An 18329-nucleotide genomic window follows, 5' to 3' on the forward strand; every position below is an offset into this window, starting at 1 on the left:
GCGGGCAAGCCCGCTCCCACAGTCAGCGCTTGGCTAGGCGAGGTATTGGCGGAACCATCCCAGGGTGCGTTCCCAGGCAAGGTTCGCCGCTGCTTCGTCATAGCGCGGTGTCGAATCATTATGGAACCCGTGATTGGCGCCCTTGTAGATAAACGCCTCATACCTCGTCCCCGCGGCCTTCAATGCCTGTTCATACGCCGGCCAGCCTTCATTGATGCGCGTATCCAGCTCACCGAAATGCAACATGACCGGCGCCTTGATGCGCGGCACGTCCTTGGCGTCGGGTTGGCGCCCGTAGAACGACACTGCCGCGCCCAGTTCCGGGTAGGCCACCGCCGCTGCATTGGTCACGCCACCGCCGTAACAGAACCCGGTGATGCCGACTTTGCCCGTGCTGCTGTCGTGCTGCATCAGCCACTCGATGGCGGCAAAGAAGTCGTTCATCAGTTTGGTCGGGTCGACGGTCTGCTGCAGGGCGACGCCTTTTTCATCATTGCCAGGGTAGCCGCCCACCGAGGTCAGGCCGTCGGGGGCCAGGGCGATAAAGCCGGCCTTGGCCAGGCGTCGGGCGACGTCTTCGATATAGGGGTTCAGGCCCCGGTTTTCATGCACCACCACCACGGCTGGCAGCTTGCCTGCCGCCTTGGCTGGGCGCACCAGATAGCCGCGCACGGTGCCGTTGCCTTTGGGCGAGGGGTAGGTGATGTAGTCGGCGACGATATCCGGGTCGGTGAATTTCACCTGTTCGGCCAGGGCGTAATTGGGGCTCAGGGCCGCGAGCAATGCCGAAGCGGTGAGGCCACCGAGGGTGAACAGCGCGGCGCGGTCGAGAAATTCGCGGCGGTTGATCTTGCCGTGGGCATAGCCGTCGTAGAGTTCCAGCAGTTCGGGAGCAAAGTCTTTCGCGGTCAGACGAGTCATCGGTGCAGTCCTCGATTAGCGGTTGCCGTCACTGTAGACCAGGATCAAACCTCGCGGCCATGGGCGGCGGCGGCCAGTTGCCCGGTGTCGACGCGCACGAACACCGAGTCGCCGACGGCGGTGAGCACGCTGCCTGCATACACTTCGCAGACCACCCGGCTTTTGCGACCGATTTCGCCTTCGACCCGCGCCCGCAGGACCAGGGGCACACCCATGGGCGTGGGCTTGATGAATTTGATCCCCAGGTTACCGGTGACGCAGTCGATGCGCGGCAGGCTGCCGGGTTCACGCTGTTCGGCGCGGTAGTGGTAGGCCATGGCGGTCCAGTTGGAATGGCAGTCCACCAGCATGGCGATCAGGCCACCGTAGACCAGGTCTGGCCAGCCGCTGTATTTGGCCTCGGGTTGATGCTCGGCAATGACGTGTACGCCATCGTCATCCCAGCGGCTCTTGATGTGCAGGCCATGAGGGTTGCTGCTGCCGCAGCCGTAGCAGATGCCTTCCGGCGCCGTGGTGTCCTGGAGAGAAGCGCTGTGCATGCAGAGTCCTTGTTGTTGTTTGGGCGACGCTTCTATTTAGCAGGCCAGGGGTTAGCGAGCAAACTTCTTCGCCCCGGCCACGCAGCCGATCACCGCCACCGTCACCAGCACCATGCCCAGGCTGACCTGTTCATGCAGCAAACCCGCTGCCAGCGCCAGGCCGAAGAACGGTTGCAGCAACTGCAACTGGCCGACCGCGGCAATCCCGCCCTGGGCCAGGCCGCGGTACCAGAATACAAAGCCGATCAACATGCTGAACACCGCCACGTAGCCCAGGCTCAACCAGGCCGGCAAGCTGATACCGCTGAGGGTAGACGGCGCCAACAACAGGCTCAAGGGCGCCACCACCGGCAGCGACACCACCAGCGCCCAGCAGATCACCTGCCAGCCGCCCAGGCTGCGCGACAGCTTGGCGCCTTCGGCATACCCCAGGCCGCATGCCAGCACGGCCAACAGCATCAACACATCGCCCGCGGGTGCGGCGCTCAAGCCTTGGGTAACGGCATATCCCATCACCAATAGGCTGCCCAGGATCGAAAACAACCAGAACACCGGCCTCGGCCGTTCACCGCCGCGCAGCACACCGAACACCGCCGTAGCCAGTGGCAGCAGGCCGATAAAGACGATGGAGTGGGCCGAGGTCACGTACTGCAGGGCCAGGGCCGTCAGCAGTGGAAAGCCGATCACCACGCCAAGCGCGACGATAACCAGCGGTGCCCATTGCTGGCGCGTGGGGCGTTTTTCCTTGAATACCCCCAATAGGCACAACCCCAGTAGCGCCGCGAGGGTGGCGCGGATCATGGTCAGGAATACCGGATCGAATTCCATGACCGCCAGGCGCGTGGCTGGCAGCGAGCCGCTGAAAATCACCACACCGATAAAACCGTTGATCCAACCCTGGGTGCTGCTGTCCAGAGTGCCGAGAGGAGAAGTGCGTTCCATGGGGGACCTGTCCGAAAATGGCAGTTGCGTGCTGGGCATCCTAGGATTGAAGATTAAGACAATCAAAAAATTGTCATGGATACATCCCTATGCCCCGTGCTCGCTACAAGACGCTGGTCGATACCTTCGCCGAGGCCATCCGCAGCGGCCAATTGCAGCCCGGCACGCGGTTACCTACCCATCGGCGATTGGCCGCCGAGCATGGTCTGGCACTGGTCACCGCCAGCCGGGTGTACAGCGAGCTGGAAGCCATGGGCCTGGTCAGCGGCGAAACCGGGCGCGGCACCTTCGTGCGTGAGATTGCCTTGCCACCGGGGCAGGGCAGCGGGCAGATGACGGTTGCGGCGGGTTTGCTGGACCTGAATTTCAACTATCCGTCTTTGCCGGGTCAGGCCGAGCTGCTGCGCACGGCGTTGCGCCAACTCGCCCTGTCCGGCGATCTGGAGGCGTTGCTGCGTTACCAGCCCCATGCCGGACGTGTGCACGAGCGCGCCGCCGTGGCCCGGCACTTGTTGAACCGAGGGTTGACGGTGCAAGCCGAGCAGGTGCTGGTGGTCAGCGGCGCCCAGCATGGCCTGGCGGTGAGCATGATGACCTTGCTCAAGCCTGGGGATGTGGTCGCGGTGGATGCACTGACCTATTCGGGGTTCAAGGTGCTGGCCGAAACCCTGCACCTGGAACTGGTCGCCATCCCAGTCACAGCCAACGGCCCTGATCTTGACCACCTGCACAGCCTGTGTCGCCAGCGCCCGGTGCGAGCGGTGTACAGCATGCCGACCCTGCATAACCCGCTGGGCTGGGTGATGAGCCTGGCGCAGCGCGAGCGCTTGGTGGCAATCGCCCGGCAGCACAACCTGATGATCATCGAGGATAGCGCCTATGCGTTTCTCGCCGAAGAAGCACCGCCGCCCTTGACGACCCTCGCACCGGAGCGCACGGTGTACATCGGCGGGCTGTCCAAGAGTGTCGCCACCGGTTTACGCGTGGGCTTTATCGCTGCGCCTATGGCTTGGGTAAGCGGCTTGGAACGCACGATCATGGCCACTACCTGGAACGTGCCGGGGGTGATGAGCGCGATTGCGGTGGGCTGGCTCGAGGACGGCACGGTGGCGCAACTGGAGGCGCAAAAGCGTGCGGATGCCCAGGCTCGTCAAGCGTTGGCAGCACAGGTGCTGAGGGGCGTGAAGACCATCAGTCACCCGTCCTCCTACTTTCTGTGGCTACCGTTGGCGGAAGACGCCCGCGCCGATCAGGTCGCCATGACCTTGCAGCGCGCGGGCATCTCGGTTTCAACCGCCGAACCGTTCGCGGTCTCGGCCCAGGTGCCCCACGCGCTGCGCCTGGCCCTGGGTTCGGTGCCCATGGCGGCATTGCGTGAGGCGCTGGTGAAGGTGCGCAAGGTGGTGGCGTGGTGAGTTTTGCTCAGTACTTGTAAGCCTGGCGCCCAATCAGCAGCCATTGGCCGTGCTGTTTTTGCCAAACCTGAAAGTTGTCGATATCGGTTGGTGTGTCCACACCGCTGTTCACCGCCAGGGCATGGAAGTGGTTGCGCACCAGGGCGGTATCGCCGTTGAGGGTGATGGTCTGGTTTTGCATCTCCAGGGTTTTGAATGCGCTGGTATGGGTTTCCAGGTCGGCAATGAATTGCGCCTTGTTTTGCACCTTGCCGCTGGAGTGGCCGTAGGTGAGCTTGTCGGACGTCAGTGCATGAAGCTGCCTGAGGTCCAGATGCAGCATGGCTTGGGTCAATTGATCGACTGCCTGGGCTACATCCTTCTCGGCGGCGCCGGGCGCGGCGGCGACGTAGCCGGAGAAGAGGCACAGAAATCCGATCAGCACTTTGAAGTTGGACATGGGTGTTTCCTTATTGTTGTTAAGAAATACGATGAGGTATGTCGTCGTACAACCATGCAATATTCTCAAGGCGGAAGGAAAGTGAAATTTTGCAGGAGCTTGAGGTGAGTAGGCGCTAGAGTGTTCATCACATCCGCGCAGCCGAGGTACATGATGGATTTTGACTGGCACAGCGACGTCATCACCCGCGCTACACCCGTCACCCCTAGCTATAAAAACACCCAGAACGTGCGCCGCTTTATGCTTGAGCAGTGTGGCCCGGCGTTCAAGTTCAACCGTCCATTCATGGCGTGGATTCGTAACGGCGCACCCAAGACTTTGGGGGATGTGGTTGAGGAGTGGCAGCGTCGCAACGAGGTGCTTCGGTCCTCGCACCACGGTGTTTGAACTGAAATATGAACAAAAAGTGTGGGAGCGGGCTTGCTGTGGCGAGGGAGCTTGCTCCCGCTCGATAGCGCAGCTGGAGCCGGCTTTTTGGGGGCGCTACGCACCCCAGCGCAAGCAAGCTTGCTCGCCCACAGCAAGCCCGCATTTGAGTGAGGAGCCCAGCTAGATAGCCGCCAGCGGTGGCGTACGCGGCGGGATCATCCGTTTGCTGCCGGTGGCTTCGAACGCCGAGGCAAAGCGCAACAGCGCCGAATCGTCATAGGCACGCCCGGCGAAGGTCAGCCCCACCGGCATGCCGATGTCTGCCATCACCCCCATCGGCACGGTGACGGTGGGCACGCCCAGGTGGCGGATGGCGAGGTTGCCGTTGGCCACCCACACGCCGTTGCTCCAGGCAATGTCGGCAGACGCTTCGTTCACATCGGCATCCGCCGGGCCTACGTCGGCCACGGTGGGGAACAGCACGGCGTCGAGCCCGAGGGTGTCCATCCAGTCTTCCAGGTCCAGGCGCCGGGTTTGCTCCAGGCCGCACAGGCCATCGGGCACGGTGCTGATCTGGTCCCATGGCGTGATGCCGCGTTGGGCCATGCGCACGTATTCGTCCATGCCGGCGGCCAGGTCGTCTTCACGGTTGGGCAGGGTGCCGGGGTCGTGGGGGAAGATGTTCGGCCCGTCCACATCGGCCAGGCGGTTCAGGTGCGGGTCGCCGTTGGCACGCAGGAAATCATCGAAGGCCCATGCAGACAGCTCCCACAGTTCGTCGTGGAGGAACTCTTTAGAGACCAGGCCACGGGTAAACACCGTCGGCGCGCCGGGGCGGTCGCCTTCGCAGTTGGACACCAGCGGGAAATCCACTTCGATCACTTCGGCACCCGCCGCTTCCAATGCCTGGCGCGCGGCTTGCCACAGTTCGATCACCGTGGCGCGGGTGTGGATCTTTTGTCCGGTCGGGCCGCCGATACCCGGTTTTTCGCTGGTGCCAGCATCCGGGTCGGCGTTGATGTACATGCGCGGCACGCCAAAGCGCTTGCCGGCCAGGTTTTCGCTGTCGACTGCCAGCGCGGCGTAGGACACCGGGCGCACCGAGGTGACGCTGGGGATCGGCACCCAGGGTTGCAGGCGCCACAGGTCACCACGTGTGTCCGGGTCTTCGGCCACCACGACGTCGAGCACTTCCAGCAGGTCGGCCATGGTGCGAGCATAAGGCACCACCACGTCCATGGTCGGGGTCAGTGGCCAGTTGCCGCGCACCGAAATCACGCCACGGGACGGCGTGTAGGCACACAAGCCATTATTGGAGGCCGGGCCGCGACCGCTGGACCAGGTTTCTTCAGCCAGCCCGAACGCGGCAAAGCTGGCGGCGGTGGCGGTACCAGCGCCGTTGGAGGAACCCGACGCAAACGGCGCGGTGAGGTAGTCGGCGTTGTAGGGGCTTTCGGCGCGACCGTACACGCCACGCTGCATACCGCCATTGGCCATCGGCGGCATGTTGGTCTTGCCCAGGCAGATAGCGCCACCGGCACGCAGACGCTCAATGGTGAAGGCATCGCGCTGGGCCACCAGCTTGGCAAACGCCGGGCTGCCGGATGCAGCCGTCAACCCCTTGACCAGGTAACTGTCCTTGGCGGTGTAAGGAATGCCATCCAGCGGCCCCAGGGTTTGCCCCTTGGCACGGCGCGCATCGGACGCCTGGGCTTCTTTGAGCGCATCGGGGTTGCGTACCACCACGGCGTTCAGTGCAGTGGCCGTCTGCGGGCCATCGTAGGCATCGATCCGCGCCAGGTACGCCTGCACCAGTTCAACTGCCGTGGTCTGGCCGGCTTCAAGCGCAGCGCGCAATTGGGCAATAGAGACTTCAGTAACTTGCATCACGTTTTTATCGCCGCCTTCAAGTGGGGGTATGGCGGCAGTCTACGTACAGATATTTCACAAAACCAGCGCGGCATACTTCGTGTAGGCGGCGGGAACGACATCACCAAGCAAGGCGTCAGCAACATTGCGAGTGGCCGCCCTTTATCGCTAAGGTGGCCGCGTTGATTAACGTTGCACTTCAAGGAAGAGACCATGCACAGACCTTATATCGCCCTGGCTGCCTTGCTCGGCTTTACCCTCTATACGGTGGCGACCATGCTCACGGCAGAGCAGTCACTGCTGGCATTTGGATGGGAACTGATGTCCCGGCCCGATACGGCGCAGGTGGTGATTGACCTGTATCTGATGGCGGTGCTGGCGTGTGTGTGGATGTACCGGGATGCGCGTGGGCGAGGGCGGTCGATGGCCTCAGTGCTGCCGTATTTTTTACTGACGGCAGTGTTTGTGTCGGTAGGGCCGCTGCTCTATATCGTGGTTAATGGGTTTTCCCGGCGAACGCTCAACTAAGCCTGTATGGCAAGGGCGCAAGCTCCCTTGCCATGGGTAGTGCGCGGCCTTCAGGGATTAAGGAACGCTTGGTAGTTGTCCTTGGTGATCTGCTGATAAGGAATCGTCAGCTCCGCCGTGTACGGCTGCTGCTTGACCATCTTCACCGCCAGGTCGATGGAACCCACTGCCTGGCCCTTGTTGTCCTGGTACACCGTGACCAACAACTGGCCTTTTTTCACCGCGTCCAATCCCGCTGCGCCGCCGTCACTGCCGGCCACTAGGATGTCCTTACCCGGCTGCATGCCTGCCTGGCTGATAGCCATGGCCGCGCCAATCGCCATTTCATCGGCATTCGCGGCCACGGCATCGATTTTGCGCCCTGATACGATCCAGTTGTTCATCAGGTCAATCGCCTTGCCACGCTGCCATTCGGCGCTTTGCTCCTCGACGATCTTGATGTCGGGGTAGTCCTTCAGCACGCTCTTCACCCCCAGCGTGCGGTTATGGGTGGCGTTGTTGGACAGCAGCCCGAGCATGATCGCCAGGTTGCCCTTGCCGCCCATTTTCTCGGCCAGGTAGCGCATCTGGATTTCGCCGGCCTTGATCTCGTCCGAACCGACATAGCCCACGCCCGCTGGTACCTCCTTGAACTCCGGGCGGCGGTTGACGTACACCAGCGGGATCTTGGCCTGCTGGGCATTGAGCGTCATCTTCTGGGTGGCCGCTGTGTCCACCGCGTTGACGATAATCGCGTCCATGCCCTGGGCGGTGAAGTTTTGCACCTGATTGAGTTGTCGCACCACATCGCCCTGGGCGTCTTCAAACTGCAGGGTGACATCGGGCAGTTCCCTGGCGTGGGCGGCCATGTAGTCGCGCATTTGTGCGAGGAATACGTCGTCCACCTGGGCGATGCTCACGCCGATGCGAATGTCGGCCAGCGCCCAAGGGCTGAACGCCAGGACTAACAGTGCCGCAAGGAGTTGCTTCTTCATGGTTTTGCTCCGTTGTTTTTGTTGTTGTCAAAGCAGGGCGGTTTACGCTTGGCGTTTGGCCCGTAGCTGCACCACGGCGGCGGCGAAGTCCGAGCACGGCCAGCGTTCGTCGAGGGCTTGCAGCATCAGCTGTTGCCCGGTTTGTGGGGCCAGGCCCCTCAAGGGTGGGTCGGTGTCGAGGTTGGTGGGGAAGGAGTACCCGTCTGCGGTACAGGCGACCACGGCGTGGGCATCCAGGTTGGGGTTGGCGAGCAGCACCGGGTACACCGCCAGCATCATGCGGTCGCGGTCGATGGCTTCCATCGGCTTGCCGAACGCCGAGGAGATTTGCAGCAGGTTAGCCATGCGCTGGCGATCGGCCGTGCGGTTGGTGCCGGCGGCATGGAACAGCGCCGGGTTGAAGAACAGCAAGTCGCCCTTGTTCAGCGGCAATTGCACCGCGTGTTGCTGGAAGTAGTCGATAAACTCCGTGCGACGCCACGCCAGGTACCCCAAGGCGTACTGCTGGGAAAAGGGCAGCAGTTGGGTGGGGCCGGTTTCCAGCGGCATATCCGAGTGTGCGATAGCACCTTGCAACGTCAAATGTTGGGACAGCGCATGCAGCGGCAGCGGAAAACGTTCGACCACATCGTTGGTCTGAAAACCCAGGTGATAGTCACGGTGCGGCTGCTGCGCCTGGCCACCTGGATGCACCACATTGACTTGCGCCGTGACTTGAAAGCCCGGCCCCAACCAGGCTTCGGCAATCAACCCCAGCAGAGGGTTGGCGTAGTACTCGGCAAAAGACTCGGGGGACTGTAAGGCCGCCTTCTGCAACGCGTTCCAGATCCTGCCATTGCTACCGGCCTTGGCAAAGTGATCGGCAGCCACGCCTTGGGCGGCTTCATGGGCAAAGATCGCGTCGAAGACCTGGCTGTGGCGGTCCACCACTTCCAGGTCTTCATAGGCTTGGCGCACCACCATTACGCCGGGCCCGTCACGGAACAGGTGATGCAGCTCGTTCATGACGACCAGGCGGTCGCTGTTGCGCAAGGTGTGGGCCTGATAGATCGGCACACTGCCTTGTACCTCAAGGCACAGCGGGTAGTCGCTGGCGTTGGTGCGCTGCGCACAGATCCGGCTGAAGTCGGCCAGGCGCACCGCGTCGCCGTTTACAAAAGCCGACATCACACACCTCCTGGAAGGCTCAGGGCCTGGTGAGGTTGCGGGGTGCTGCTGTCGGTGCAGCCGACCACGCCCTGTTCCAGGTCGATGACCGCGCCGCTCATCATTCCCGACTCGGCGGACAGCAAAAATGCCACGCTGCGCGCCACCTCTTCGGGCTTGAGCAGGCGCCCAAACGGTTGGGCGCGTTCGGCTTCGGCCAGCCAGCCGTCCTGGGCGCCGTGGTACTGGCGCTGGATCTGATCCTCGTGGGGCGTGTCCATCCAGCCGATGTTCAGGCCATTCACGCGGATGCGGTTGCGCAAGGCACTGAACGCTACGTTCTTGGTCAGGATCGCCAGCGCGCCCTTGGACGCCGCGTAGGCACTCAAGAACGATTGCCCACCATGGCCGGTAACGCTCTGGATATTGACGACCGCACCTGCGACACCGTTGCTGATCATCAGCTTCAACGCTTCCTGCATGAGGAAAAACGGCGCCCGTACATTGACCGCAAACAAGCGCTCGAACAGCTCCGGCGAGGTGTCGAGAATGGTGCCGCGGTCAGACATGCCGGCGCAGTTCACCAAGCCGTGCAAGGTGCCGAAATGGACGCGCGCTGCTTCGATGATAGCGCGGCAGTCTTCGACCTTTTCCAGGTCGGCCTCGACAAAAATTGCCTGGCAATCCAACTGGGCCAGCTGGCGCACCTGCGCGTCGCCCTCGGTACGGCGACGCCCGCAAATGATCAGCCCGGCCGCACCACGGCGAGCCAGGGTATGGGCCACCGCCGCGCCGAGGCCCTGGGTGCTGCCGGTGACGACAAAGTATTGGCCGCTGAACGAGGTCGCAAGATCGGTGTGGGGCATTGGGGTTCTCCTGGAATTTTTGTTGTTTTGCTGGCCCGGCTCGACGCCGGGCAAAACTGAGACTAGCATTGCAAAACCTCAATAACGCCCAAAAAAGACCTCAAAAACACCTCAGGCGAAACCCATGCTCGAACGCGCAAAACACTTTTCCATCAAGCAACTCGCCACCCAGGCTGGCGTCAGCAAGGCCACGGTGGACCGCGTGTTGCACCAGCGCGGCAGCGTGCACGCCCAGACACGGCGGCGTATCGAGCAGGCATTGGAGGAGTTGGAATCCCAGGAAAAAAATGGCTTGGCCGTGGGGCGTACCTTCCATGTGGACGTGATCATGCACACGCCCCAGCGTTTCAGCGCGGCGGTGCAGGCGGCGATCGTTGGCCAATTGGCCAGCCTGGCACCGTTTCGCATCGCGCCACGTTTTCACCTGTTCGAGGAGATCGAGCCCCAGGCCATGCATGACCAACTGCTGCGCTGCCTCGACACGGGCAGCCAGGGCGTGGTGCTCAAGGCTGCGGATGAGCCGGCGGTGAACCTGGCCGTCAAGCAGCTGATTGCGGCCGGTATTCCGGTGGTGACCTTGGTCACCGACCTGCCCCAAAGCGAGCGCATCGGCTATGTGGGCATGGACAATCGCACGGCCGGCCAGACAGCGGCCTACCTGATGTCGCGCTGGCTGCCGACCGAGGCGCAGGACGTGGCGGTGGTTATCGGCAGCGAATTGTTCCGCGGCGAAGAAGAGCGCGAGATGGGTTTTCGTACCTGGCTGCGTGGCCGCGCCGAGTACCTGCGAGTACTGGATATCAGCGGCGGCTACGGCGTGTATGAGCGCACCTTTGAGCGAGTGACCCAAGCCTTGCTCCAGCACCCCGGGCTGAAGGCGGTGTACAGCGTCGGCGGTGGCAACCGCGCAATTGTCGACGCGTTTACCGCCCAGGACCGTCCATTGGAGGTGTTCATCGGCCACGACCTTGACGAAGAAAACCGCCAACTGCTGAGGGAAGAAAAAGTCGCGGCGATCATCGATCACAACCTGCAGATCGATGCCCGCCACGTATTCCTGCACATCCTGCACTACCACCGGCTCTGGAAGGCCGGGCCGATTGCGCCGTCACAGGTGCAGATCGTCACGCCGTTCAACCTGCCGGACTGAAGCGCTGAAATACCACATCCAATAACAATCCAGGAGTTCGACCATGCTACGTATCGCCGTTCTAGGTGCCGGGCGCATCGCCAAGATCCATGCCGCCAACGTTGCCGCCCATCCCAATGCCACGCTGGCGCTGGTGGCCGATCCCTGGCGCGCAGGTGTCGATGCCTTGAGCACCCAGTTGGGGTGTGAAGCCGCGTATGACTGCGCCGCCGTGCTGAGCCGCGAGGACATCGATGCGGTGGTGATCGGCACGCCCACCGACACCCACATCGACCTGTTGCTGGCTGCGGTGGCCCAGGGCAAGGCGGTGCTCTGCGAAAAACCCATCGACCTGGACATCGCCAAGGCGCGCAGCGCGGCGCAAACCGTGGAGCGCCAGGGCGGCAAGGTAATGCTCGGTTTCAACCGGCGCTTCGACCCAGACATGCTGCGCCTGCGCCAGGCGCTGGACGCCGGCCAGATCGGCGTCGTGCGCCAGGTGATCATCACCAGTCGCGACCCTGGCCTGGCACCGCGTGACTATCTGGAACACTCTGGCGGGATCCTGCGCGACATGACCATCCATGACTTTGACACCGCTCGCCATTTGCTCGGCGAGGAACCGGTAGAAGTCAGCGCCTTCGCCAGTCGCCTGGTGGACCCGACCCTGGAGCAGATCGACGACTACGACAGCGTCATGGTTTTGCTACGCACCGCTTCGGGCAAACAATGCCATATCAACTGCTGCCGCCAGGCGGTGTATGGCTATGACCAGCGCGTAGAAGTTTCCGGCGCCAGCGGCGTGCTGCTGACCGACAATCACCGGCCCAGCACCGTGCGCCATTGGAGCGCTGAGCACACCGAAGCGCTGGAGCCGTTGCAGCATTTTTTCCTTGAGCGTTACGCGGATGCGTATCGCAATGAGCTGACGCAGTTCATCGATGCGTTGAACGAGGGGCGCGAGTTGCCCACCAGTATGCGCGATGGCCTGTATGCGTTGCATCTGGCTGATTGTGCGTTGGAGTCGGTGAAGACCGGGCGCAGTGTGAGGGTCGGTCATGACCTGTAGCACGGCTGGGGGGTAGCTTACGTGGCCAGCGATGCGCTGTGGGTGCGGGCTTGCTCGCGAAGGCGGTGTGACAGTCAAGAACCTCATAGGTTGTGCCACCGTCTTCGCGAGCAAGCCCGCTCCCACATTTGGGGGGCGTGGAGTCAGTCAGGTACCCGTTGGCTTGCAGTCCAGCCCAACCAATCAGACCCCCTTGGTAGAAGGCAGCAGTACCGTCAGGATACCCACCAGCGGCAGGAACGAGCACAGCTTGTACACGTATTCGATGCCGTGATGGTCAGCGAGCATCCCGAGCAGCGCCGCGCCGATCCCGCTGAAGCCGAACATCAGGCCGAAGAATATCCCGGCGATCATGCCCACATTGCCCGGCACCAATTCCTGGGCAAACACCACGATGGCCGAGAACGCCGAGGCGATGATAAAGCCGATGACCACGCTGAGTACGGCGGTCCAGAACAGGTCGACGTAGGGCAGGGCCAGGGTGAACGGCGCGGCGCCGAGGATCGAGAACCAGATGACTTTCTTGCGGCCGATCTTGTCGCCGATCGGGCCGCCGGCGAAGGTGCCCACGGCCACTGCGCCGAGGAACAGGAACAGGTACATCTGCGAGCTGGCTACCGACAGCTGGAATTTCTCGATCAGGTAGAACGTGAAGTAACTGGTCAGGCTGGTCATGTACCAGTATTTGGAAAACACCAGCACAGCCAATACCACCAGGGCGAAGGTCACGCGGCCTTTGGACAAACCGTGGGTTGCCTGGCTGCCTTGCTTGAGCTTGAACAGGTTGAGGTGGTGGCGGTACCAGCGGCTCAAGCCGTACAGCACCAGGATGGCGAACACCGCAAACAGGCCGAACCAGGCAATGTGGCTTTGGCCGTAGGGAATGATGATCGCCGCCGCCAGCAGCGGGCCGAAAGCGCTGCCGGTGTTGCCGCCGACCTGGAAGGTCGATTGCGCCAAGCCGTAGCGCCCACCGGAAGCCAGGCGTGCGACGCGGGAGGTTTCCGGGTGGAAGGTCGATGAGCCCACACCCACCAGCGCCGCCGCGAGCAATATCGCCGGGAAGTTGCCGACAAAGGCCAGCATCAGGATGCCGATCAAGGTGCACACCATGCCCGCTGGTAATAACCAGGGTTTGGGGTGGCGGTCGGTGTGGTAGCCGATCCACGGTTGCAGCAGCGAGGCGGTCAACTGGAAGGTCAGGGTGATCAGGCCGACCTGGGTGAAGCTCAGGCCGTAGTTGGCCTTGAGCATCGGGTAGATCGATGGCAGCACAGCCTGGATCAAGTCATTGATCAGGTGCGCCAGGGCACAGGCGCCCAGGACGCGCATGACTAAGGGGCTTACTTGCGGGCTGGTCGAAGGTGCGGCGGGTGACGCTGTGACTGTGGACATGCGGGCATTCCGTACAAGGCAGCTAACAGGCGTGGAGGCGGGCGGCGGTGATGTGAACCGCCACTCCATCTGGACTCGGCGTTTATGCTAGATTCGGCGCCAATGCCTGTCTCGCGCAATTCGGGCAGAAACCATCGCAAAAAGGGCGAAATGATCAAATCACTGGATAAATTTCTGCGAGAGATCGATGAGGGCGACTGGGCCGTCATCAGTTCGGCCACCGATTACCCCGAAAACTGGGTGATCCCCGAACACAGCCACAACAAGCACCAACTGCTGTACGCCATTGGCGGTGTGATGGTGGTGTACTCGGCCCTGAGGCAATGGACGGTGCCGCCCAATCGTGGCTTCTGGATGCCTTGCGGTCAAGTTCACTCGCTGCGCTGCGTGGGTACGCTGCAGATGCGCAGCGTGTTCGTGCGCCCGGACAGCTTCCCCAACCTGCCGGCCGAGCCCAAGACGGTGACGGTCTCGCCGCTGCTGAGCGAACTGATCAAGGCCTCGGTCAGTTTGAAACCGCCATATGCCGAGGATTCACGTGACGCGCGGATCATGCACCTGATTCTTGACGAGCTGGCCATTCTCCCGGCCTTGCCGCTGTCGCTGCCCCAGCCTGCCGACCCGCGTCTGAGACCGATTTGCCTGGCGTTGCAGGATGAGCCGAGTGATGCCTCCACCGTCGCCGACTGGAGTGCGCGGTTGGGATTGGACCAGACCACCATCCAGCGCCTGTTCCGCAAGGAAACCGGCATGACCTTCGGCCAATGGCGCCAGCAAGCGCGGCTATTGCTGGCGCTGGAACGCATTGCGGTGGGGGAGAAGATCATTGATGTGGCGTTTGAATTGGGCTACGAAAGCCCCAGCGCTTTTACCAGCATGTTCAAGAAACAGTTTGGTAAAACGCCGAGTCATTTTTTCAAGTAGCGTCGCTCGCCATGCGCGCATGAGCAGGGCGGCGGGATGCCAGGTAAGCCAGCAGCGTGGCGACTATCAGCAAGGCGGCGCTCAGCTCGAAGGTGGCCCGGTAGCCGCTCAAGTCGAATGCCACGCCACCGACGGTGGCACCGGCGGCAATCGCCAACTGGATGATGGCGACCATCAACCCCCCGCCGGCCTCGGCGTCGTCGGGCAAGGTGCGTGCCAGCCATGTCCACCAGCCAACCGGAGCAGCTGTCGCTACCAGGCCCCAGCAGCCCAACAGCAGGGTGGTGACAATCGCTGAACCGCCGAACCCCACCAGCGCAAGGGCAATGCCGGCCATGATCAACGGAATGGCAATCAGCGTCGGGTACAGGTGACGCTTGAGCAAATGCTCAATCAACACCGTACCCGCCAGGCCGGCCAGGCCGAGCACCAGCAGCATCAGCGACAGGGTGGACACCTCGACCCGGGTCATGCCTTCCAGGAATGGCCGCAAGTAAGTGAACAGCATGAACTGGCCCATGAAGAACAGGCTGACGGCGCACATGCCCAAGGCTACCTTGGAGTTTTTCAGCAGGCGCAGCGCATTGCCGGTGGCCGCCGTGCCGCTGTGCTTGAGCGCCGGTAAGCTCAGCCACAGCCAGGCCAGCGCAATCACGGCCACTGGCACCACGCAAAAGAATGCGCCGCGCCAGCCAATCAGGCCGCCAAGAAAGCTGCCCAGCGGCGCCGCGATCACCGTCGCCAGGGCGTTGCCACCGTTGACGATGGCCAAGGCCCGTGGCACTTGGGCGGGCTCGACCAGGCGCATTGCCGTGGCCGCCGACAGTGACCAGAAGCCGCCAATCGCCACTCCAATCAACGCGCGCCCGAGCATGAACACCGCGTAATTCGGTGCGAACGCCACCACGCTGCCAGAGACGATCATCAGCAGGGTCAGGGCCATCAGCAGGCGCTTGCGATCCATCCGCGCGGCAACCGCCGCGATCACCAGGCTGGTGAGCAAGGCAAACACCCCGGACACGGAAATGCCCTGGCCGGCCTGGCCTTCAGTGATGTGCAAGTCAGCGGCCAGCGGTGTGAGCAGGCTGACCGGCATGAACTCGGAGGCGACCAAGGCAAACGCCGCGAGCGACATCGCCAGCACCGCGCCCCAGCGTTGCGGTTGAGGGGTAACGGACCTCACTGCAAGTGGCTCTGGAAGAAGGTGGTGAGCGTGTCAAACGGGATCAGTTCGACGCGGTCGTACAGGTCTACATGGCCGGCGTTGGGGATGCTCAGCAATTGCTTGGGCTCGGCGGCGCGTTGATAGGCGTCTTCACTGAATTCACGGGAGTGCGCGTTGGCCCCGGTAATCAGCAGCAGTGGGCGCGGCGAGATCGTCTCGATATCGTTGAAGGGGTAGAAGTTCATGAACTTGACGTTGCTGGTCAGCGTCGGCCGGGTGGTGGTCTGCGATGAGGCGCCTGCCGGGGTGACTTCGCCGCGGGGGGTGCGGTAGAAGTCGTAGAACTCGTCGCCGACCGGGTCGCCGGTAAGGCTCTGCGGCGTGCCACCGGTGTAGAGGGTCTCGCCGCCCTGGAACTCTACATAGCGCTGGTTGGCGGCCTGGCGCAGGATCTGCTGGCGCTGTTGCAAGGTCATGCCGTGCTTGAGGCCATTGCGGTTGGCCGCGCCCATGTCGTACATGCTGACGGTGGCGATTGCCTTGAGACGCGGATCGATCTTCGCAGCACTGATCACAAAACTGCCGCTGCCACAAATGCCGATGGCACCGATGCGTTCCCGGTCGACCTGTGGGCGAGTGCCGAGAAAGTCCACGGCGGCGCTGAAGTCTTCCACGTAGAGGTCGGGCAACACCGCGTTGCGTGGTGTGCCAGCGCTCTGGCCCCAGAACGACAGGTCCAGCGACAGGGTCACGAAGCCCTGTTCGGCCATTTTGGTGGCGTAGAGGTTGGCGCTTTGCTCTTTGACGGCGCCCATCGGGTGGCCGACGACAAGGGCTGCGTGCTTTGAGCCTGGGGCAAGGTGCTTGGGCACGAACAGCGTGCCTGCGACCTGCATGCCGTATTGATTGTTGAAGGTGACAGGCTCGGCCGTCACTGTGTCGCTGCTGTAGAAGTTATCCGCACCGTTAGACATATCGGCTCCAAATGAAGAAAGAGAAGTCACCAACAAACCCAGGGCGAGCAAGAGGCGTTTCATAGGGGTGTTCCTCGTGAAGTGTCAGCACATTTTCCGGGTGACGGCAGGGCTTCTGTAGTGCATTTGAGTGGATTACTTGCCTGATCCTCTGAGTTTCAGGGCCAGGTGACGACGCCCGTGACTTGCGCGGGTAAAGTGCAATGAAGCATTGAAAGGGTCTGTCATGACGTCCACTCCCACCCCACTGAACGCGCTGATCCAGTCGATTGGTTCGCGCACCCCGTCGTCCGGCGACTACGCCATGCCGATCCCCGGCCTGGGCTTTTATCGGCGTGAGCAACCCGCTGCGCCGGTGGTGTGCATGGTTGAGCCGTGCATCGTGCTGGTGGCCCAGGGCGAGAAGCAGTTGTGGGTCGGTGGCGAGGGCTACCCCTACGACACTTCCCGGTTCCTGGTGACGTCGCTGGACATCCCGGCCAATTCCGAGGTGCTGGCGGCCAGCCCCGAGCAGCCGTGCCTGGGGCTGACGTTCAAGCTGGACCTGCGCATGCTCGCGGAGCTGATCGCCCAGGGTGGCTTGCCACCGGTGCGTGAGCGTGCGGTCATGAAGGGCGTGGGGATCGGCACGGTCACCGACGGCATGCTGGCCGCATTCGCGCGCCTGGTGGCGTTGCTGGATGAACCCGAGGCTATTCCGGTACTCGCGCCATTGATCCAGCGCGAGATTCATTACCGGCTATTGAAAAGCGATCAGGCCGGTCGACTGCGCCAGATCTGCTCGGTGGACGGACAGGGCTATCGAATTGCCAAGGCGATCGACTGGCTGAAGTTGAATTTCGACGCAGCCCTGCGTGTGGAAGAGCTGGCAGCGCGGGTGCAAATGAGCGCGGCGACCTTTCACCATCACTTCCGGCAACTGACCGCGATGAGCCCGCTGCAATACCAGAAATGGCTGCGTCTGAATGAAGCACGACGATTGATGTTGAACGAGCACCAGGATGTCTCCAGTGCCGCGTTCAAAGTCGGGTATGAGAGCCCGTCGCAATTCAGCCGTGAGTACAGCCGACTGTTCGGGGTGCCGCCCAAGCGCGATATGGCAACACTGCGGGGCCGGGCGGGTGTCAGTGATCCGCCGGGGTCAGATTAGCGTAGAAGATGCAGCCAATCAGCCGTGCGAACAGGCTCAGGGTTTCCGGCAGGTTGGGGTCGTCGAACAGCATGGCCCGTGAGTCCAGCGCACACAGCGCCCCGAACAGGCGGCCATCGGGCAGGAAGATCGGCGCGCCGGCGTAGCTTTCGATGGCGTATTGCTTGACCACCGGGCGTGACGCGAAACGGCCGTTCTGGCTGATCTGGGGGATGAACAGGGTGTGTGGGTTGATGCAGAACTCACTGCACAGGGTGGTTTCAAGGTCGAGTACGTCGTCGACGTTGATGCCCATTTGCAGCGGGTCGTAGGCCGAACACACCACCCATTCCTGGTCGGTGAACTTGGCGATGCCGGCGAATCTCATCCCGGTCAGACGGGTGACCAGCTTGAGGATATTGGTGGTTGCTTCAATTTCGGCAATGGCGGCGCGCTCGTCTGCGCTGAGTAACCTGTATGCGGCGGTGACGCTTGAAACCATGCTGAACGCTCCAATGGCGTGGTCGCAGGCCGCG

Annotated in this window: 19 protein-coding genes; 7 read left to right on the plus strand and 12 right to left on the minus strand. The window is 62.5% G+C overall.

From position 1 onward, the window contains the following. Positions 1 to 33: 33 nt before the first annotated feature. The 3 genes from yghX to BT204_RS08415 are packed head-to-tail and all read right to left on the minus strand — an operon-like array spanning position 34 to position 2402. Positions 34 to 921: a YghX family hydrolase gene (gene yghX, locus BT204_RS08405; RefSeq protein WP_072446343.1), complete on the minus strand. Its 888-nt coding sequence runs from the start codon at positions 919 to 921 to the stop codon at positions 34 to 36. A 44-nt stretch (positions 922 to 965) separates the two neighbouring features. Then, the gene (locus BT204_RS08410) at positions 966 to 1460 is read right to left on the minus strand and encodes a PaaI family thioesterase (protein WP_054897340.1); all 495 of its coding nucleotides are present in this window, start codon (positions 1458 to 1460) and stop codon (positions 966 to 968) included. A gap of 51 nt (positions 1461 to 1511) precedes the next feature. After that, positions 1512 to 2402 (minus strand): DMT family transporter, encoded by an 891-nt coding sequence (locus BT204_RS08415; protein WP_072446345.1) that lies wholly within the window; start codon positions 2400 to 2402, stop codon positions 1512 to 1514. An 89-nt stretch (positions 2403 to 2491) separates the two neighbouring features. On the opposite strand from BT204_RS08415, the gene BT204_RS08420 reads away from it, so the two are divergent. Then, a complete protein-coding gene (locus BT204_RS08420) occupies positions 2492 to 3817 on the plus strand; it encodes an aminotransferase-like domain-containing protein (protein ID WP_072446347.1) in 1326 nt (441 codons plus the stop codon). Positions 3818 to 3824: 7 nt separating this feature from the next. On the opposite strand, the gene BT204_RS08425 is transcribed toward BT204_RS08420, so the two are convergent. Continuing rightward, positions 3825 to 4256 carry a nuclear transport factor 2 family protein gene (locus BT204_RS08425; RefSeq protein ID WP_072446350.1) on the minus strand — a complete coding sequence of 144 codons (432 nt, stop codon included), beginning with the start codon at positions 4254 to 4256 and terminating at the stop codon, positions 3825 to 3827. A gap of 153 nt (positions 4257 to 4409) precedes the next feature. Here BT204_RS08425 and BT204_RS08430 point away from each other — a divergent pair, with 153 nt between their 5' ends. Next, on the plus strand, positions 4410 to 4643 hold the full coding sequence (locus BT204_RS08430; protein WP_003190852.1) for a DUF6434 domain-containing protein: 234 nt from the start codon (positions 4410 to 4412) through the stop codon (positions 4641 to 4643). Between the two features lie 162 nt (positions 4644 to 4805). On the opposite strand, the gene BT204_RS08435 is transcribed toward BT204_RS08430, so the two are convergent. After that, positions 4806 to 6515 (minus strand): amidase, encoded by a 1710-nt coding sequence (locus tag BT204_RS08435; RefSeq protein ID WP_054897343.1) that lies wholly within the window; start codon positions 6513 to 6515, stop codon positions 4806 to 4808. A 192-nt stretch (positions 6516 to 6707) separates the two neighbouring features. Between BT204_RS08435 and BT204_RS08440 the strand changes: the two genes are divergently transcribed. Next, positions 6708 to 7022, plus strand: coding sequence for a DUF2834 domain-containing protein (locus BT204_RS08440; protein WP_057975761.1), 315 nt, complete (start codon positions 6708 to 6710; stop codon positions 7020 to 7022). Positions 7023 to 7072: 50 nt separating this feature from the next. On the opposite strand, the gene BT204_RS08445 is transcribed toward BT204_RS08440, so the two are convergent. From BT204_RS08445 to BT204_RS08455, 3 genes are read right to left on the minus strand one after another with little or no spacing between them, the layout of a single operon-like run. Beyond that, positions 7073 to 7996, minus strand: coding sequence for a sugar ABC transporter substrate-binding protein (locus BT204_RS08445; protein ID WP_057975762.1), 924 nt, complete (start codon positions 7994 to 7996; stop codon positions 7073 to 7075). Positions 7997 to 8038: 42 nt separating this feature from the next. Further along, positions 8039 to 9163 (minus strand): phytanoyl-CoA dioxygenase family protein, encoded by a 1125-nt coding sequence (locus BT204_RS08450; protein ID WP_072446352.1) that lies wholly within the window; start codon positions 9161 to 9163, stop codon positions 8039 to 8041. Further along, positions 9163 to 10008 (minus strand): SDR family oxidoreductase, encoded by an 846-nt coding sequence (locus BT204_RS08455; protein ID WP_072446354.1) that lies wholly within the window; start codon positions 10006 to 10008, stop codon positions 9163 to 9165. Before BT204_RS08455 ends, BT204_RS08450 begins: the two co-directional genes overlap by 1 nt. 124 nt (positions 10009 to 10132) lie before the next feature. Between BT204_RS08455 and BT204_RS08460 the strand changes: the two genes are divergently transcribed. Further along, a complete protein-coding gene (locus tag BT204_RS08460) occupies positions 10133 to 11158 on the plus strand; it encodes a LacI family DNA-binding transcriptional regulator (protein WP_057975765.1) in 1026 nt (341 codons plus the stop codon). Between the two features lie 43 nt (positions 11159 to 11201). Further along, a complete protein-coding gene (gene iolG / locus BT204_RS08465) occupies positions 11202 to 12206 on the plus strand; it encodes an inositol 2-dehydrogenase (RefSeq protein ID WP_057975766.1) in 1005 nt (334 codons plus the stop codon). Between the two features lie 183 nt (positions 12207 to 12389). Here iolG and BT204_RS08470 read toward each other — a convergent pair whose 3' ends face one another. Continuing rightward, positions 12390 to 13601, minus strand: coding sequence for an MFS transporter (locus BT204_RS08470; protein ID WP_003190861.1), 1212 nt, complete (start codon positions 13599 to 13601; stop codon positions 12390 to 12392). 102 nt (positions 13602 to 13703) lie between these two features. Between BT204_RS08470 and BT204_RS08475 the strand changes: the two genes are divergently transcribed. After that, on the plus strand, positions 13704 to 14525 hold the full coding sequence (locus BT204_RS08475; protein WP_072446356.1) for an AraC family transcriptional regulator: 822 nt from the start codon (positions 13704 to 13706) through the stop codon (positions 14523 to 14525). Here the strand turns inward: BT204_RS08475 and BT204_RS08480 are convergent. Together BT204_RS08480 and BT204_RS08485 are read right to left on the minus strand one after the other, a co-directional pair. Next, on the minus strand, positions 14518 to 15708 hold the full coding sequence (locus BT204_RS08480; protein WP_072446358.1) for an MFS transporter: 1191 nt from the start codon (positions 15706 to 15708) through the stop codon (positions 14518 to 14520). The genes BT204_RS08475 and BT204_RS08480 overlap by 8 nt on opposite strands. Beyond that, the gene (locus BT204_RS08485; RefSeq protein WP_072446360.1) at positions 15705 to 16727 is read right to left on the minus strand and encodes an alpha/beta hydrolase; all 1023 of its coding nucleotides are present in this window, start codon (positions 16725 to 16727) and stop codon (positions 15705 to 15707) included. The genes BT204_RS08480 and BT204_RS08485 overlap by 4 nt, the downstream gene beginning before the upstream one ends. A 163-nt stretch (positions 16728 to 16890) precedes the next feature. Here BT204_RS08485 and BT204_RS08490 point away from each other — a divergent pair, with 163 nt between their 5' ends. Beyond that, positions 16891 to 17814: an AraC family transcriptional regulator gene (locus tag BT204_RS08490; RefSeq protein WP_072446361.1), complete on the plus strand. Its 924-nt coding sequence runs from the start codon at positions 16891 to 16893 to the stop codon at positions 17812 to 17814. On the opposite strand, the gene BT204_RS08495 is transcribed toward BT204_RS08490, so the two are convergent. Continuing rightward, a complete protein-coding gene (locus tag BT204_RS08495; protein WP_072446363.1) occupies positions 17789 to 18295 on the minus strand; it encodes a GAF domain-containing protein in 507 nt (168 codons plus the stop codon). The genes BT204_RS08490 and BT204_RS08495 overlap by 26 nt on opposite strands. Positions 18296 to 18329 lie beyond the last annotated feature (34 nt).

The organism is Pseudomonas sp. NFPP02 (assembly GCF_900119355.1).
Classification (GTDB): Bacteria; Pseudomonadota; Gammaproteobacteria; order Pseudomonadales; family Pseudomonadaceae; genus Aquipseudomonas; species Aquipseudomonas paracarnis.